We start from the raw sequence: 16,093 nt of genomic DNA, 5'->3' as shown, positions 1-16,093 counted from the left end.
TGTGCTCGGCCGGCCCCGCCGCTCGCGAGGTCTTCACATCCGCCGCCCGCCAGGGGTTTAGGCCCGGCGAGGGCGCGGCATCGGCGAGAAGAGCGAGTGCATCGCACCACCGGCACGGACGGACGGAATCCCAGGCGTGACGGAGCATCCCACCTCCCACGAAGGCCGCAAGGCGATGGCTGCCCGGCCGCAGGAACGCACCCGGCCCCGTCAGGAGGCCGCTGCGGCCGTCGCCGTGCCCGCGCCCGCTCCCGGCGGCGGCACCGGGCCGGACGGTGCGGCCGGGCGCCGCGAGGGCGACCGGCTGCGCTTCGTCGGCGCCGCGACCCGGCGGATCGCCCGCGGCCTCGACCTGGACGAGATCGTCCTCGGCCTGTGCCGAGCGACCGTGCCGACCTTCTCCGACGCGATCCTGGTCTATCTGCGCGACCCGCTGCCGGTGGGCGACGAGCGGCCCGCCGAGCCCTTCGTGCTGCGGCTGCGCCGCACCGACCGGCTGCGCTTAACGGACCTGGAGGGCGAGGAGCTGGTCCTCGTCCCCGACCCCGACCCGACCCCGGCGGCCGAGCTGTGCGAGGTCCGGTCGGGCGGCGCGCTGGCCGAGGTGCTGCGCGGCGTGCGGCCGGTGCCCGGCGACTCCGCCGCGGCCCGGGCCGCGCTGCCCGAGCTGCTCGGCCCCGACCACCCGGTGCCCGGCGGGCAGCGGGCCATACTCGCGCCGCTGCGGGGGCGGCGCCGGGTGATCGGCGCGGCCGTGTTCCTGCGCCGGCCGGAGCGGGCCGGCTTCGAGCCGAACGACCTGCTCGTGGCGGCCCAGTTGGCGACCCACACCGCGCTCGGCATCGACAAGGCGGTGCTGTACGGGCGCGAGGCCTACATCGCGGACGAGCTGCAGCGCACCATGCTGCCGGACTCGCTGCCGCAGCCGACGGGCGTGCGGCTCGCCTCGCGCTACCTGCCGGCGGCCGAGACGGCCCGGGTGGGCGGCGACTGGTACGACGCCATCCCGCTGCCCGGCAGCCGGGTCGCGCTGGTCGTCGGGGACGTCATGGGCCACTCCATGACCTCGGCGGCGATCATGGGCCAGCTGCGCACGACGGCGCAGACCCTGGCCGGGCTCGACCTGCCGCCGCAGGAGGTGCTGCACCACCTGGACGAGCAGGCCCAGCGGCTCGGCGAGAACCGCATGGCGACCTGCATGTACGCGGTGTACGACCCGGTCTCGCACCGGATCACCATCGCCAACGCGGGCCACCCGCCGCCGATACTGCTGCACCTGGGCGGCCGGGCCGAGGTGCTCCGGGTGCCGCCGGGCGCGCCGATCGGCGTGGGCGGGGTGGACTTCGAGGCGGTGGAGCTGGACGCGCCGGCCGGGGCCACGCTGCTGCTGTACACGGACGGTCTGGTGGAGTCCCGGCTGCGGGACGTGTGGACCGGGATCGAGCAGCTGCGCGAGCGGCTCGCGGCGACCGCCCAGCTCACCGGCCCCGACCACTCGCCTCCGCTGGAGGCGCTCTGCGACGACGTGCTCGACATGCTGGGTCCGGGCGACCGGGACGACGACATCGCGCTGCTCGCGGCCCGCTTCGACGGGATCGCGCCCAGCGACGTGGCGTACTGGTTCCTGGAGCCGGAGGACGCGGCCCCGGGCCGGGCCCGACGGCTCGCCCGGCGGGCGCTGCAGCGCTGGGACCTGGAGGAGCTCTCGGACTCGGTGGAGCTGCTGATCAGCGAGGTGGTGACGAACGCGGTGCGGTACGCGGAGCGTCCGGTGACGCTGCGGCTGCTCCGCACCGACGTGCTGCGCTGCGAGGTCGGCGACGACTCCCCGCAGCTGCCCCGGCAGCGGCGGGCGCGGGACACCGACGAGGGCGGGCGCGGCCTGTTCCTGGTGAACCGGCTGGCCCGGCGGTGGGGCGCGACCCGGCTCTCGGGCGGCAAGGTGGTCTGGTTCGAGCTGGCGACCCGCTGACCGCTCCTGAGGGAGCACATACGAGAAGGGCGACGGCCGGGCCCCTGTGCGGGGGGCCCGGCCGTCGCCGTGTCTCACTGGTTCGGGAGGCCGTTGACGGTGCCGTCGCCGCCGTCCGGCGGCGGCTCGATCGTCGGCTGGTCCGTCTTCGTCGGGGTCGGCGTCGGCTCCGGCGGGGTCGTGGCCGTCGACGTGGGCGGCTGGGTCGGCGTGGTGGCCGTGGACGTCGGCGGCTGGGTCGGGGTGGTGGCCTCGTCGCTGGGCGTCGTGGTCGGCGAGGGCGAGTCGCTGGTGCCCGTCGGGGTCGGGACGGTGCCGTCGCCGCCGGAGGTGCCGTCGGTCTCCAGGTCGAAGGTGGCGTCGGAGCCGCCGCCGAGCGCGTCGGTGGTGTAGGCGCCCCAGATCTGCGCCGGGGTGCGGCCGCCGTTGGCGCGGCCGTCGTTGATGGTGTCGGTCAGGGTGACCTGGCCGCCCTTGGCGTCCTCGCCGAACAGGCCGACGGCGGTGACCAGTTCCGGGGTGTAGCCGACGAACCAGGCCGAGCGGTTGTTCTCGGAGGTGCCGGTCTTGCCGGCCGCCGCGTAGTTGCCGGCGGCGCGGAAGCCGGAGCCGCTCTGGACGACGCCCTGCATGGCCTTGGTGGTGGTGTCGGCGGCCTCGCGGCTGATGACCCGGTCCCCGATCGACTTCACCGGCTCGGCCTTGCGGTCCTTGTGCTCGGCGGACTTGACCAGGGTCGGGGTGACCTTGACGCCGTGGTTGTCGAGGGTCGCGTAGGCGCCGGCCATGTCCATGGTGGAGGCGCCCATGACGCCGAGCGACATCGACGGGGTCGCGCCGAAGTCGACGCCGTCCTTCATGCCGAGGCCGATGGCGGTCTGCTTGGCCTTGGTGGGGGTCACGTCCACGATCATCTGGGCGTAGACCGAGTTGATCGAGCTGTTGGTGGCCTTCTGGACGGTGACCGGGCCGTAGCTCTGGTTGTCCTCGTTCTCCGGGGCGAAGGCGACGCGGCTGCCGACGACCGGGCGCTTGCTGGTGCCGTCGTAGATGGTGTCGAGCCCGATCCGGCGCCCGTCCTGCGTCTCGGCCTCGTTGTCGATGGCGGAGGCGAGCACGATCGGCTTGAAGGTCGAGGCGGGCTGGTAGTCGCGCCGGGTGGCGTTGTTGGTCCAGTGCTCGGTGGCGCCGATGCCGCCGTACATGGCGACGACCGCGCCGGTCTTCGGGTCGACGGAGGTGGCGCCCGCCTGGACGGTGGCCTGCTTCTTGCTGCCCTTGCGGTCGAGCTTGGCCTCCAGCTGGTCGTCGACCGCCTTGACGAGCGACTTCTGCTTCTTCTCGTCGATGTTGAGCGTGATGGTCCAGCCGCCGGCCTTGAGGTCCTCCTCGCTGACGCCCTGGCGCATCAGCTCCTGGTTGGCGGCCTCGACGATGTAGCCGCTCTGGCCGCTCATGCCCTTGGGGGCCTTGGGCTTCTGCGGGACGGGGAACTTCATGCCGGTGCGCTTGCCGGAGTCCAGCCAGCCCTCCTCGACCATGTTGTCCAGGACGTAGTTCCAGCGCTGCTCGACGAGCTTGCGGCCGTCGGTGCTGGCGGAGGTCCAGTCGTACTGGCTGGGGGCCTGGAGCAGGGAGGCGAGGTAGGCGCCCTGGGCGACGTTCAGCTTGGTGGCGTCGACGCCGTAGTACGCCTGGGCGGCGGCCTGGATCCCGTAGGCGTTGCGGCCGTAGTAGCTGGTGTTGATGTAACCGGCCAGGATCTCGGGCTTCGACATGTTCTGGTCGACCTTGAGCGCGATGACCATTTCCTTGAGCTTGCGCGTCGCGGTCTGGTCCTGGCTCAGGTAGTAGTTCTTCACGTACTGCTGGGTGATGGTCGAGCCACCCTGCTTGCCCTTGCCGGTGAGGGTGTTCCAGGCGGCCCGGACGGTGCCCTTGATGTCGACGCCGTTGTCCTTGTAGAAGGTCTTGTTCTCGGCGGCGACGAAGGCCCGCTGGACGTCCTGGGGGACCTTCTCCAGGCCGACGATCTCACGGTTGATCTTGCCCGTGCGGGCCATGACCTTGCCGTTGGAGTACTTGTAGACGTTGCTCTGCAGCGTCGCGTCGGCGTTGGCGGTCGGCACCGGGACCATCACGTAGACCGCGTAGAACGCGCCCATGACGAGCAGGCACCCCACGAAGAACGTGCCCAGGAGTTTCTTCCAGGTGAAGAGACGGCGTATGCGCCCGCCCTTCTTCGCCTGGCCCTTGCTCGTTCGGCCCATGTCTTCCGTCGCTCCGCTCGTCGTGGAATCAGCTCAGAAAGCTAACACCGCCCATGGAGACAAAGGCCGATCGATCCGTATTTACCGGACGTGAGAATCAGCACCTGGTCCCGAGGGAACCGACGCTTCTGAGCCCCGGATGGTTGTGTGTCACCGGTCACAGAGCCCCCGAACGAGCGGTTCCACCAGGGCTATACATCGTGCGTATACACGACATGTACAGTGACGGCATGTCCATCGGTCACACCCTTCTCGGGCTCCTGGAGTCCGGCCCGCGCCACGGCTACGACCTCAAGCGCGCCTTCGACGAGCGGTTCGGCCACGACCGGCCGCTGCACTACGGGCAGGTCTACTCGACCATGTCCCGGCTGCTGAAGAACGGCCTCGTCGAGGTCGACGGCATCGAGGCCGGCGGCGGCCCCGAGCGCAAGCGCTACGCCATCACCGAAGCCGGCATCACCGATGTCGCGCGATGGCTGGCCACCCCCGAGAAGCCCGAGCCCTACCTCCAGTCGACGCTCTACACCAAGGTCGTCCTCGCCCTGCTCACCGGGCGCGGGGCCGCCGAGCTCCTCGACGTCCAGCGCACCGAGCACCTGCGCCTGATGCGCGAGCTCACCCGGCGCAAGAAGGACGGCGACCTCGCCGACCAGCTGATCTGCGACCACGCCCTCTTCCACCTGGAGGCCGACCTGCGCTGGCTGGAGCTGACCGCGGCCCGCCTCGACCGGCTCGCCGAGGAGGTCCGCCGATGACCGCCGCACCGCTGCTCAGGGCGACCGGGCTCGACAAGGCCTACGGGCCGACGCCCGCGCTCGCCGGGGCCGACTTCGCGCTGCGCGCCGGGGAGGTCGTCGCCGTGATGGGGCCCTCCGGCTCCGGCAAGTCCACGCTGCTGCACTGCCTCGCCGGCATCGTCCGACCCGACGCCGGCACCATCCACTACGACGGGCGCGAGCTGACCGCCCTCACCGACGGACAGCGCAGCGCGCTGCGCCGCGCCGACTTCGGCTTCGTCTTCCAGTTCGGCCAGCTCGTCCCCGAACTCACCTGCGTCGAGAACGTGGCCCTCCCGCTGCGGCTGAACGGCGAGCGGCGCAAGAGCGCCGAGGAGCGGGCACGCGCCTGGCTGACGCGCCTGGAGGTCGAGGACGTGGCCGCGAAGCGCCCCGGCGAGATCTCCGGCGGCCAGGGCCAGCGCGTCGCCGTGGCCCGCGCCCTCGTCACCGCCCCGCGCGTGATCTTCGCCGACGAGCCGACCGGAGCGCTCGACTCGCTCAACGGCGAGCGGGTGATGCGGCTGCTCACCGACGCCTCCCGGGACACCGGCGCCGCCGTCGTCCTGGTCACCCACGAGGCCCGGGTCGCCGCCTACTCCGACCGCGAGGTCGTGGTCCGCGACGGCTCCGTACGGGACACGGAGTGGGCGGCATGAACCTGCGGACCTGGGCCCGCGACCTGGCGCTCGGCGCGCGCTTCGCCGTCACCGGCGGCCGCGGCGGCTGGCTGCGCACGGCCCTGACGGCGACCGGGATCGGCCTCGGCGTCGCCCTGCTGCTCGTCGCCGCGTCGATGCCGAACATGCTGTTCCAGCGGGAGGTGCGCGAGTCGGCCCGGCAGCCCGACGCGAGCCACGAGGTCGCCAGGCCCGGCCCGGACACCTTTCTGTACGCGAACAACGAGACCGTCTACCGGGGCGAGAGCGTCACGGGACTGCTGCTGCGGCCCGAGGGCGGGCGCGCCCCGGTGCCGCCCGGTGCCGCCGCACTGCCGGGCGCTGGCCGGATGCTGGTCTCCCCCGCGCTCGGGGAACTGCTCGACTCCCCCGAAGGCGCGCTGCTGCGCGAACGCATCCCGTACGAAAGGGTCGGCACCCTCGGCGAGCCCGGGCTGATCGGCCCGGCCGAACTCCGTTACGTCGCCGGCAGCGCCACCCTCACCACCGACAACCACGACGGCCGCGCCAGGACCTACGGCTGGTCGGTGCCCGAGGAACCGCAGAACGCCTTCCTGCTGCTGCTCGTCGTCATCGCCTGTGTGGTGCTGTTGCTGCCGGTGCTGGTCTTCATCGCCACCGCCGTCCGCTTCGGCGGCGAGCAGCGCGACCGGCGGCTGGCCGCGCTGCGGCTGGTCGGCGCGGACACCGCCATGACCCGGCGGATCGCGGCCGGCGAGTCCCTCGCCGGGGCGCTGCTCGGCCTCGTGGTCGGCGCCGGCTTCTTCGCCGCGGCCAGGCAGCTCGCCGGCACGGTGCAGATCTGGGACGTCAACGCCTTCCCCGGCGATGTCTCCCCGGTGCCCTGGCTCGCCGGGGTGATCGTGGCGGCGGTGCCCGTCGCGGCCGTCGTGGTCAGCCTCTTCGCCCTGCGCGGAGTGGCGATCGAGCCGCTCGGCGTGGTCAGGACCGCCACCCCGAAGCCCCGCAGGCTCGCCTGGCGCCTCGTCCTCGTCCTGGCCGGCGCGGCCCTTCTCGTGCCGACCGTGGGGAGCGTGGACTTCGAGGAGACCTCGATCGACACCGCCGGCATCGCCATCGGAGCGACCGTCGTCCTCGTCGGTCTGACGACCCTGCTGCCCTGGCTGGTGGAGGCGCTGGTCCGGCGCGTCCAAGGGGGGCCCGTGGCCTGGCAACTCGCCATCCGCAGGCTCCAGCTGAGCAGCGGCACCGCCGCCCGCGCGGTGAGCGGCATCGTCGTCGCGGCGGCCGGCGCGATCGCCCTGCTGATGCTGTTCCAGGCGATCCAGAACGACTTCATGCGGCCCACGAACATGGACACCTCCCGGGCCCAGATGCAGACCAAGGCCGGCGCCCGCGACGGCCAGGAGGCCCGGCAGCTCATCGACCGGCTCGCGAAGACCAAGGGCGTCACCGCCGTCACCGGCTCGATCGAGTCCAACGTGTGGCGTCCGGGTCCGCCGGGCAAGGGCGAGGACTTCGGCCCGATCACCTCGATGACCGTCGGCGACTGCGCCTCCCTGCGCGAGTTCGCCACCCTGCCGTCCTGCACGGACGGCGACGTCTTCATCGCCCTCGCGCACGGCGTCGAGGGACCGGAGGACTCCTGGGTGACCAAGACCGCCCGGCCGGGCGCCACGGTGGCGCTGCGCGACCCGGTCGCCCACAAGGCGGGGCCGCCGCCCACCTGGCGCATCCCGGCCTCGGCCCGCACCGTGGACGCCCGCCCGGACCCCATGGGCCTCATCCGGTTCGGCGTGCTGGCCACCCCGAAGGCGATCGACGCCACCCGGCTCGACGCCCCCGAGGCCGGGGCCATGATCCGGCTCGACCCGGCGGTGCCCGACGCCCCGGAGTACGTACGGAACACGGTCGCGGCCCTCGATCCGCTGACCCGCGTGGGCACCCTGCAGGACATGGAGCGCGACACCCGGTTCACCAGCGTCCGCACCGGCATCCTGGCCGGCGCCACGCTGACCATGCTGCTCGTCGCGGTCTCGCTGCTGGTCACCACGGCGGAGCAACTGCGCGAGCGCAGGCGGCTGCTGTCCACGCTGGTCGCCTTCGGCACCCGGCGCGGCACGCTCGGCTGGTCGGTGCTGTGGCAGACGGCGGTGCCGATCGTCCTGGGCCTCGCCCTGGCGGTCGCGGGCGGTCTCGCGCTCGGCGTGGCACTGCTGCGACTGATCGGCAAGCAGGTCGAGGACTGGTGGGCCTTCCTGCCGGTCGCCGGGGTGGGCGCGGCACTGATCGCGCTGGTCACCGTGGCGAGCCTGCCGCTGCTGTGGCGGCTCATGCGTGCCGACGGCCTCAGGACGGAGTAGCGCCCGCCGGGACGATCCGTACCGGAAGCCGCTTCATCGCCTCGCGGAGCGCGCCCGCCAGTTGCTCGAACTCGCGACTGCGGGCCGCTCCCGTGCGCATGGCGAGCGCGATCCGGCGGGACGGGGCCGGTTCGGCGAAGCAGCCCGTGTGCAGGGCCGCGTTGCGGGCCGTCTCGACCCTCACGGCGGTGCGCGGCAGCAGGGTCACGCCGAGGCCGCCCGCGACCAGTTGGACCAGCGTCGACAGGCCGGCCGCGGTGGTGGTGACCGGCGCCCCCTCCGTGCGGCCGGCCTCGCGGCAGATGTCCAGGGCCTGGTCCCGCAGGCAGTGCCCCTCGTCCAGGAGGAGCAGCTTGAGCTCCCTGAGGGCCTCGCGCGGAATGTCCTGGCGCCCGGCGAGCGGATGCCCCTCGGGGGCGACCAGGACGAAGTCCTCGTCGAACAGGGGGAGTTCCGTGACTCCGGGGGCGCCTAGCGGGACCGCCAGCAGCAGCAGGTCGAGGCGGCCGGCGGCGAGCCCGTCGAGGAGCGAGGAGGTCTGCTCCTCGTGGACCTGGAGGTCGAGCTCCGGGTAGCGGGTGTGGACCAGGCGCAGCACGGTCGGGAGCAGATAGGGCGCGACCGTGGGGATCACCCCGAGCCGCAGCACGCCGGTGAACGGGGCCTGGGCGGCCTCGGCCTCCTCCATCAGCTCGCCCACCGCGTCGAGCACGGCGGCGGCCCGGGCCGCGAGCCGCTCCCCCGCGGTCGAGAGCAGCACCTTGCGCGTCGTACGCTCGAGGAGCTGGACACCGAGTGCCTCTTCGAGTGCCGAAACCGCGCCCGAGAGGGCGGGCTGGCTCATGCCGATGGCCGCTGCCGCATCGCGGAAGTGGAGGTGCTCCGCGACCGCCACGAAGGCTCTGAGCTGGGAGAGGCTGGGCTGTTTCACCCGTCGGGCCGGAATCACTGATAACCACCTTCGATCAACCTGACCCAGTCTAGCTATTTCACTGATCAATGCACTCCGTGCCATGCTGGGATCCGTCCAACCCCTCACGGAAGACCCCAAAAGGGCATCTTCCGAACTGCAAGGAGAGCGCGTGCTCACTGTCGGTGACCAGTTCCCCACCTACGACCTGACCGCCTGCGTGTCGCTGGAGAGCGGCAAGGAGTTCGAGCAGATCGACCACAAGTCCTACGAGGGCAAGTGGCGCGTGGTGTTCTTCTGGCCGAAGGACTTCACCTTCGTCTGCCCCACCGAGATCGCCGCCTTCGGCAAGCTGAACGACGAGTTCGCCGACCGCGACGCCCAGATCCTCGGCGTCTCCGGTGACTCCGAGTTCGTCCACCACGCCTGGCGCAAGGACCACGCCGACCTGCGTGACCTGCCCTTCCCGATGCTCGCCGACTCCAAGCACGAGCTCATGCGCGACTGCGGCGTCGAGGGCGCGGACGGCTTCGCCCAGCGTGCCGTCTTCGTGATCGACCCGAACAACGAGATCCAGTTCACCATGGTGACCGCGGGCTCCGTCGGCCGTAACCCCAAGGAGGTCCTGCGGGTCCTCGACGCCCTGCAGACCGACGAGCTGTGCCCCTGCAACTGGAACAAGGGCGAGGACACCCTGGACGCCGGCAAGCTCCTGGCCGGTGAGTGAGCATGGCGCTCGATGAGCTGAAGGCCGCCGTCCCGGACTTCGCCAAGGACCTCAAGCTGAACCTCGGTTCGGTCATCGGCAACAGCGACCTCCCGCAGCAGCAGCTGTGGGGCACGGTGCTGGCCTGCGCGATCGCCTCGCGCTCGCCGAAGGTCCTCAAGGAGCTGGAGCCGGAGGCCCAGGCCAACCTGAAGCCCGAGGCGTACCAGGCCGCCAAGTCGGCCGCCGCGATCATGGCGATGAACAACGTCTTCTACCGGACCCGGCACCTGCTGTCGGACCCGGAGTACGGGACGATGCGCGCCGGTCTGCGGATGAACGTCATCGGCAACCCGGGTGTCGACAAGGTCGACTTCGAGCTGTGGTCGCTGGCCGTCTCCGCGATCAACGGCTGCGGCCAGTGCCTGGACTCGCACGAGCAGGTGCTGCGCAAGTCCGGTGTCGACCGCGAGACGATCCAGGAGGCCGTGAAGATCGCCGCGGTCATCCAGGCGGTCGGCGTCACGCTGGACGCCGAGGCGGTCCTGGCCGAGTAGGGCCGGTCCGCGCGACGAGCGCACGAAGGGCCCCGGGGCGCAGCACGCCCCGGGGCCCTTCGTGCTGTCGGCGGCGCTATTTCCTGAGCGCCGCCAGCAGCGCGTTCATGTCCTCCACCAGGAAGGTGCGGGTGGCGGCGGGGTCGAGTTCGGGCGGCGCGGGCTGCGGGCCGTCCTCCTCGTAGGTCAGGACCGGGGAGAGCGAGAACGAGACGACCGCGTGCCCGTCCAGGACGTGCAGCTCCATCGTGCCGGCCTCGTCCTCCTTGACGTACGCCAGCTGTCCGACGCCCGAGATGCGGTCGCCGCCGCCCTGCAGCGGGTCGGCCATCTGCGCCTCGAACTCCGGGCGCGGGTCGGTGACCCGGTGCAGTGTGTAGGTGACGAGCACGTCGTACGGGGTGGGCTTGGCGTCCAGGGACACCGAGCACTCCGCCCGGAACAGCGCCGGGTGGTCCTGGGTGAGCGGGTTGGTGCTCTCCTTCTTGGGTCCGAACGCCGAGGTCAGCCCGGGCAGGACCGCCTTCGCGCACGGGTCCTCCTGCGCCCGGTACCCCCGCAGGTCCGGCCCCTCGGCCTCGTCCTGCCGCTCGTGCACGGCGAGGGCTCCGGCCCACACCGCCGAGGCGGCGACCGCCCCGCCGAGCGCCCACAGCCAGGGGCGGCGGGCCCGGGGCGGCTTCGGCTCGTGCCGCTGCGGGGGCAGCGGGGCGACCGCCTCGGGGAAGTCCGTACCGCCGACGAGCTCCGGTTCCGAGATCATCCGTCCACCCGCTCGACCGCGCCCGGCGCCGGGGTCGGCGCGACCTGGTGGGCGGTGGCGCCGCGCGGTTCGGGCGCGGCCCGCAGCGCCTGTTCGTGGCTGTACGCGCGGAGGTAGCCGACCACCGTGTTGGCGACGGCGACCAGCGGGACGGCCACCACGGCGCCGCCGATGCCGGCGGTCAGTCCGCCGGCCGCGACCGCGAGGACCACGGCGAGCGGGTGCACCCGGACGGCCCGGCCGAGGATGAACGGCTGGAGCACATGGCCCTCGATCTGCTGCACGGCGAGCACCACCACGAGCACCATCAGGGCGGTGAACACCCCGTTGGTGACGAGCGCGACGACACAGGCGAGAGCACCGGAGACGACGGCGCCGACCAGCGGGATGAAGGCGAAGAGGAAGATGAAGACGGCGAGCGGCACCGCCATCGGCACCTCGAGGAAGTAGAGCCCGAGGCCGATGAAGACGGCGTCGATCAGCGCGACCAGCACCGTGCCGCGGACGTACGCGGTGAGGGTGCGCCAGGCGCGCGGGCCGGCACCGGCCACACCCGGTCGGGCCTGGGCGGGCACCAGCTTCAGCGTCCACTCCCAGACCTTCTGCCCGTCGTAGAGCAGGAAGAGGGTCGAGAACATGGCGAGCAGGATCCCGGTCATCGCCTCGACGATCACGGTCACGCCCTGGAGTCCGGCGGAGGTGATCTGCTCGGCGTTGGCGCCGATGGTGTCGCTGAGGTTCTTGGCGATCTCGTTGATCTGCGACTCGGTCACATGGAACGGGCTGTCGAGCAGCCAGCGCTTGAGCTCCTCGATGCCGTCCCTGACCCGGTCGGACAGGTTGTCGATGTTGTCCATCACCTGCCAGACCACGAACCAGCCGACGAGGCCCATCACCACGAAGCCGGAGACCGCGGTGACGGCGGTGGCGAGACCGCGGGGCAGGCCCTTGCGGCGCAGCAGGGCGACGGTGGGCTGGAGCAGCGCGGTGATGAGGAGGGCGGCGACGAAGGCGAGCACGACCAGCTGGACGGAGCTGATCACCTTCATCAGGACCCAGACCGTGCCGGCCAGGACGAGCAGCCGCCAGCCGGCCTCGGCGGCGACCCGCATGCCCCACGGGATCGCGGCGACCGGGTCGGGGCGGGCCGCGACGGCCGGCGCGTAGGCGGGGGGTGCGGGGACGGAGGGGACGAGGGCCGTGGCCCCGCCGGGCTCCGGCGCCGTACCGCCGCCCTTGCCGCCGTCCTTGCCGATGTCCTCGCCGGTGCCTCCGCCGGCGGCCGGCCGGGTGCCCGGCTCGGCGACGGCGGCGGTCACGGCGGCGGGAGCGGGTGAGGGGGGGTAGACCGGGGCGTCCGGAAGGTCGTAGGGGCCCAGCGGGTCCTCGCGTTCGGCCTCCGCGCGGCGCTCGTCAAGGCGCGCGCCCATGCGGCTGAGGCTCGCGCCCAGCCGGTTCAGCCATCCTGGCAGTCTCGACATGCTCTATCCCTCTCCCCCCTCGGATCCCCGAACCTACACGCACGAAGCCCCCCACCGTAGGACGGCGGGGGGCTTCGCGAAGTTGAGCGCTGCCGGTACTAGTACCAGCGGTTGGCCTGCCAGAACGACCAGGCGCCGCAGGGGCTGCCGTAACGGCCGTCCATGTAGCTCAGGCCCCACTTGATCTGGGTGGCCGGGTTGGTCTGCCAGTCCGCGCCGGCCGAGGACATCTTCGAGCCGGGGAGGGCCTGGACCAGGCCGTAGGCGCCCGAGGAGGCGTTGGTGGCGCGGTAGTTCCAGCCGGACTCGTGGTCCACGATGTTGCTGAAGCACTGGAACTGGTCGGCCGGGATCATCTGGCGGGCGATCGCCTTGACCTCGGAGACGCTGTACGAGCCCTGGGCGGAGAAGCTGGAGGCGTCGCGCACGGCGGAACGGCTGGCGCGCTCGGCTTCCTCCTTGCGCTCCTGCTCGGCCTTGTCGGCCGCCTTCTTCTTGGCCTCGGCGTCCTTGGCGGCCTGGATGCGGGCGGCTTCCTCGGCGGACTTGCGCGCGAGGGAGTCGGCGGCAGCGGCCTGGACGTCGGCCTGCTCCGAGAGCGAGGAGACCTGTACCTGGGCCTGCTCGCCCGCGGGGATGTCCGCGAGCAGCGTGGCGTCGGCCGCGGTGGCCTCGAAGTTGTCGTCCGAGGGCTGCGCGGCATTGCCCGAGGCAACGCCGACGACGGCGCCGACAGTGGTGACCGCAGTGGCCGAAGCCACCGCGAATCCCCGGACCGAGATCCGGCTCACACGGTTTCCTTCCAGCATCGCCCGCACAGGTGACCAAGCGGGCGAAATCGTGCCCCTGACGCTGGTCTCCGAACTAATGGGTCACAGAAGACACGGGCCCGTGGTGCTGTGGGCGGCATACGGCTGACGGCTGTTGAGTTGTGTGGTGCTGCACCCCTGAGGGTGCACGTGTGCCGTATGCGGGGCCTGACGGAAGCAAGACTCTGCCGGACGCCGACACCGCAAGGCAATTCCGTGCTGCGTGTGAAAGCTCACATCAGGGCGGGCGCACGGGTTTTGGCCGATACGCGGGACAACGCGGCGCCGCCCGGCTAAGCTCCTGCGCTTTGCCGGGCGGCGCCAACTACGGGATTTTCCAGGTCAGATCTGGCCGTCCTCCAGCATTTCGGTCACGAGCGCGGCGATCTGCGAGCGCTCGGAGCGGGTGAGGGTGACGTGCGCGAAGAGCGGATGGCCCTTCAACTTCTCGACCACGGCGACGACTCCGTCGTACCGCCCGACCCTCAGGTTGTCGCGCTGGGCGACGTCATGGGTCAGGACGACTCGGGAATTCGACCCGATCCTGGACAGAACGGTCAACAGCACGTTCCGCTCCAGGGACTGGGCCTCGTCCACGATGACGAACGCGTCGTGCAGCGAGCGCCCCCGGATGTGGGTGAGCGGGAGCACCTCCAGCATCCCCCGGCCGAGCACCTCCTCGATCACCTCGCGCCCCGCCACGGACGAGAGGGTGTCGAAGACGGCCTGGGCCCAGGGGCTCATCTTCTCGGCCTCGGTGCCCGGCAGATAGCCGAGCTCCTGGCCGCCGACCGCGTACAGCGGACGGAAGACCATCACCTTCTGGTGCTGACGGCGCTCCAGGACCGCCTCCAGGCCCGCGCAGAGCGCGAGCGCCGACTTGCCCGTGCCGGCCCGGCCGCCCATCGAGACGATGCCGACCTCCTGGTCGAGCAGCAGGTCGAGGGCGATGCGCTGCTCGGCGCTGCGGCCGCGGATGCCGAAGACCTCCCGGTCGCCGCGCACCAGCCGGACGCCGCCGTCGGCCGCGACCCGGCCGAGCGCCTTGCCCCGCTCGGACTGGAGGACCAGGCCGGTGTGCACGGGCAGCTCGGCCGCCTCCGGCACGTAGAGCGTCTCCTGGTCGTAGAGGATGTCGATCTGGTCGGCGGAGAGGGCCAGTTCGGACATGCCGGTCCAGCCGGAGTCCGTGATGGCGAGCTCCGCCCGGTACTCCTCCGCCAGGAGGCCGACCGAGGAGGCCTTGATGCGCAGCGGCAGGTCCTTGGAGACGACCGTGACGTCGTACCCCTCCGCCTGGAGGTTGCGCGCGACCGCGAGGATCCGTGAGTCGTTGTCCCCCAGCCGATAGCCGGCCGGGAGGACACCGGGGTCCGAGTGGTTGAGTTCGACGCGGAGCGTGCCGCCCAGGTCCCCGATGGGGAGCGGGGAGTCGAGGCGTCCGTACCGGACCCGGAAGTCGTCGAGGAGGCGCAGGGCCTGCCGGGCGAAGTAACCGAGCTCGGGGTGGTGCCTCTTGGCCTCCAGCTCGGTGACCACGACGATCGGGAGCACGACCTCGTGCTCGTCGAAGCGGGACATCGCGCTCGGGTCGGCCAGCAGGACGCTGGTGTCGAGAACATAGGTGCGCCTGTCGGACAAGCGGCGCTTAGTGCTGGTCACCACGGAAGGACAGACCCCCTTCGAGGACCCCTGTGAGGTCGGGGTGCGGCGGCTCCGTACACGGTGGAGCCGTCGTCGCTGCGGAATGGGACCGGGCTCAGGCCGCGATGCGCGGGCCGAGCTCCGGCCCTCCGCGTCGTCCGTACATGTCCTGCACGGTCGTCCTGGTGCAAAGGGCCTCCCGGGTGGCGGTCTCCGTGCCGCTCACTTCACCAGGGATATGCCCTCGAACACACGCCGTCATGCCATGGCATATGACGGCGTGTTCATGAACAAGGAGTGACGAGGGGTGCGCCGGTGTCCGCCGTGCCGGGTCAGGAGCCGAAACGGCGGTGCCGGGCCGCGTAGTCGCGCAGCGCCCGCAGGAAGTCGACCTTGCGGAAGGCCGGCCAGTGCACCTCACAGAAGTAGTACTCGGAGTGCGCGCTCTGCCACAGCATGAAACCGGACAGGCGCTGCTCGCCGCTGGTGCGGATCACCAGGTCCGGGTCGGGCTGGCCGCGCGTGTAGAGGTGCTCGGAGATGTGCTCGACGTCGACGATCTCGGCGAGCTCCTCGAAGCTCGTGCCCTTCTCGGCGTGCTCCAGGAGCAGCGAGCGGACCGCGTCGGCGATCTCCTGGCGGCCGCCGTAGCCCACCGCGACGTTCACGAGTATCCCCGTGTTGTCGTGGGTGGCCTGCTCGGCCTCCTTCAGCACGGACTGGGTGCGCGCCGGCAGCAGGTCCATGGTGCCCACGTGGTGCACCCGCCAGCGGCCGTCGGCGGCGAGCGCGCGCACCGCGTCCTCGATGATCGCGAGCAGCGGGACCAGCTGCTCCTCGGGGCGGTTCAGGTTGTCGGTGGAGAGCATCCAGAGCGTGACGACCTCGACGTCCGTCTCGGAACACCAGCCGAGCAGCTCCTGGATCTTGTCGGCACCGGCCTTGTGACCCTGCTCGGGGGTGCCGCCGGCGGCCTTGGCCCAGCGGCGGTTGCCGTCGAGGATGACACCGATGTGCTTGGGCACCTGGGCGTGGTCGAGTCGGCCTTCCACCCGGCGTGCGTACAGCCCGTACACCAGGTCACGCAGGTTCACCGTTCTTTACCCCTCCATGAGTGTCGGCCCCCGAAGCCGCCACATTACTGCGCACGGGTCACGGCCTCCCAGCCCGGGACTGTCACAAGTCCGTGATAGGGAGAGAT

At 71.7% G+C, this 16,093-nt stretch carries 13 protein-coding genes; 6 read left to right on the top strand and 7 right to left on the bottom strand.

Translation table 11 applies throughout. The features are described from left to right. Nucleotides 1-136: 136 nt before the first annotated feature. Entirely contained in the window at nucleotides 137-1,972 is a 1,836-nt protein-coding gene (locus ACH414_RS32570; RefSeq protein ID WP_382548326.1) for a SpoIIE family protein phosphatase, read from the top strand. A 74-nt stretch (nucleotides 1,973-2,046) separates the two neighbouring features. Here the strand turns inward: ACH414_RS32570 and ACH414_RS32565 are convergent, their stop codons facing one another. Further along, nucleotides 2,047-4,242, bottom strand: coding sequence for a transglycosylase domain-containing protein (locus ACH414_RS32565; RefSeq protein ID WP_382548324.1), 2,196 nt, complete (start codon nucleotides 4,240-4,242; stop codon nucleotides 2,047-2,049). Between the two features lie 230 nt (nucleotides 4,243-4,472). On the opposite strand from ACH414_RS32565, the gene ACH414_RS32560 reads away from it, so the two are divergent. Genes ACH414_RS32560 through ACH414_RS32550 form a run of 3 tightly spaced genes read left to right on the top strand, consistent with a single transcriptional unit; the run spans nucleotide 4,473 to nucleotide 8,022 of the window. After that, a complete protein-coding gene (locus ACH414_RS32560) occupies nucleotides 4,473-4,997 on the top strand; it encodes a PadR family transcriptional regulator (protein WP_382548323.1) in 525 nt (174 codons plus the stop codon). Beyond that, nucleotides 4,994-5,677 carry an ABC transporter ATP-binding protein gene (locus tag ACH414_RS32555; protein ID WP_382548321.1) on the top strand — a complete coding sequence of 228 codons (684 nt, stop codon included), beginning with the start codon at nucleotides 4,994-4,996 and terminating at the stop codon, nucleotides 5,675-5,677. Before ACH414_RS32560 ends, ACH414_RS32555 begins: the two co-directional genes overlap by 4 nt. Next, nucleotides 5,674-8,022: an FtsX-like permease family protein gene (locus tag ACH414_RS32550; RefSeq protein ID WP_382548319.1), complete on the top strand. Its 2,349-nt coding sequence runs from the start codon at nucleotides 5,674-5,676 to the stop codon at nucleotides 8,020-8,022. The genes ACH414_RS32555 and ACH414_RS32550 overlap by 4 nt, the downstream gene beginning before the upstream one ends. Here ACH414_RS32550 and ACH414_RS32545 read toward each other — a convergent pair. After that, nucleotides 8,009-8,953, bottom strand: coding sequence for a hydrogen peroxide-inducible genes activator (locus ACH414_RS32545; RefSeq protein WP_382548318.1), 945 nt, complete (start codon nucleotides 8,951-8,953; stop codon nucleotides 8,009-8,011). The two genes, ACH414_RS32550 and ACH414_RS32545, sit on opposite strands and share 14 nt — an antisense overlap. A gap of 151 nt (nucleotides 8,954-9,104) precedes the next feature. On the opposite strand from ACH414_RS32545, the gene ACH414_RS32540 reads away from it, so the two are divergent. Beyond that, nucleotides 9,105-9,659, top strand: a complete 555-nt coding sequence (locus ACH414_RS32540) for a peroxiredoxin (RefSeq protein WP_382548316.1) — start codon at nucleotides 9,105-9,107, stop codon at nucleotides 9,657-9,659. Between the two features lie 2 nt (nucleotides 9,660-9,661). After that, entirely contained in the window at nucleotides 9,662-10,195 is a 534-nt protein-coding gene (locus tag ACH414_RS32535) for an alkyl hydroperoxide reductase (protein WP_398944610.1), read from the top strand. Between the two features lie 76 nt (nucleotides 10,196-10,271). Here the strand turns inward: ACH414_RS32535 and ACH414_RS32530 are convergent, their stop codons facing one another. The 5 genes from ACH414_RS32530 to ACH414_RS32510 all read right to left on the bottom strand — a co-directional run bounded on the left by ACH414_RS32530 (nucleotide 10,272) and on the right by ACH414_RS32510 (nucleotide 15,986). Then, nucleotides 10,272-10,958, bottom strand: a complete 687-nt coding sequence (locus ACH414_RS32530) for a hypothetical protein (protein ID WP_398944608.1) — start codon at nucleotides 10,956-10,958, stop codon at nucleotides 10,272-10,274. Continuing rightward, nucleotides 10,955-12,439 (bottom strand): AI-2E family transporter, encoded by a 1,485-nt coding sequence (locus tag ACH414_RS32525; RefSeq protein WP_398944607.1) that lies wholly within the window; start codon nucleotides 12,437-12,439, stop codon nucleotides 10,955-10,957. The genes ACH414_RS32530 and ACH414_RS32525 overlap by 4 nt, the downstream gene beginning before the upstream one ends. Nucleotides 12,440-12,537: 98 nt before the next feature. After that, complete coding sequence (locus ACH414_RS32520; protein ID WP_382548310.1) at nucleotides 12,538-13,248, bottom strand: transglycosylase SLT domain-containing protein; 711 nt, start codon at nucleotides 13,246-13,248, stop codon at nucleotides 12,538-12,540. 342 nt (nucleotides 13,249-13,590) lie between these two features. Beyond that, entirely contained in the window at nucleotides 13,591-14,913 is a 1,323-nt protein-coding gene (locus ACH414_RS32515) for a PhoH family protein (protein WP_382548308.1), read from the bottom strand. 311 nt (nucleotides 14,914-15,224) lie between these two features. After that, complete coding sequence (locus tag ACH414_RS32510; RefSeq protein ID WP_382548306.1) at nucleotides 15,225-15,986, bottom strand: isoprenyl transferase; 762 nt, start codon at nucleotides 15,984-15,986, stop codon at nucleotides 15,225-15,227. Between the last annotated feature and the right edge of the window lie 107 nt (nucleotides 15,987-16,093).

Source organism: Streptomyces sp. NPDC020422, from assembly GCF_044386705.1.
In the GTDB taxonomy this organism is placed as follows: Bacteria; Actinomycetota; Actinomycetes; order Streptomycetales; family Streptomycetaceae; genus Streptomyces.
The sequence above is the reverse complement of the archived record's forward strand: the minus strand, read 5'-3'. Positions and strand labels throughout refer to the sequence as shown.

What these genes read in the sequence shown, in the direction of transcription:
- ACH414_RS32565 (WP_382548324.1), bottom strand. Translation starts at nt 4,242, where the DNA reads ATGGGCCGAACGAGCAAGGGCCAGGCGAAGAAGGGCGGGCGCATACGC.
- ACH414_RS32560 (WP_382548323.1), top strand. Translation starts at nt 4,473, where the DNA reads ATGTCCATCGGTCACACCCTTCTCGGGCTCCTGGAGTCCGGCCCGCGC.
- ACH414_RS32555 (WP_382548321.1), top strand. Translation starts at nt 4,994, where the DNA reads ATGACCGCCGCACCGCTGCTCAGGGCGACCGGGCTCGACAAGGCCTAC.
- ACH414_RS32550 (WP_382548319.1), top strand. Translation starts at nt 5,674, where the DNA reads ATGAACCTGCGGACCTGGGCCCGCGACCTGGCGCTCGGCGCGCGCTTC.
- ACH414_RS32535 (WP_398944610.1), top strand. Translation starts at nt 9,662, where the DNA reads ATGGCGCTCGATGAGCTGAAGGCCGCCGTCCCGGACTTCGCCAAGGAC.
- ACH414_RS32530 (WP_398944608.1), bottom strand. Translation starts at nt 10,958, where the DNA reads ATGATCTCGGAACCGGAGCTCGTCGGCGGTACGGACTTCCCCGAGGCG.
- ACH414_RS32525 (WP_398944607.1), bottom strand. Translation starts at nt 12,439, where the DNA reads ATGTCGAGACTGCCAGGATGGCTGAACCGGCTGGGCGCGAGCCTCAGC.
- ACH414_RS32520 (WP_382548310.1), bottom strand. Translation starts at nt 13,248, where the DNA reads ATGCTGGAAGGAAACCGTGTGAGCCGGATCTCGGTCCGGGGATTCGCG.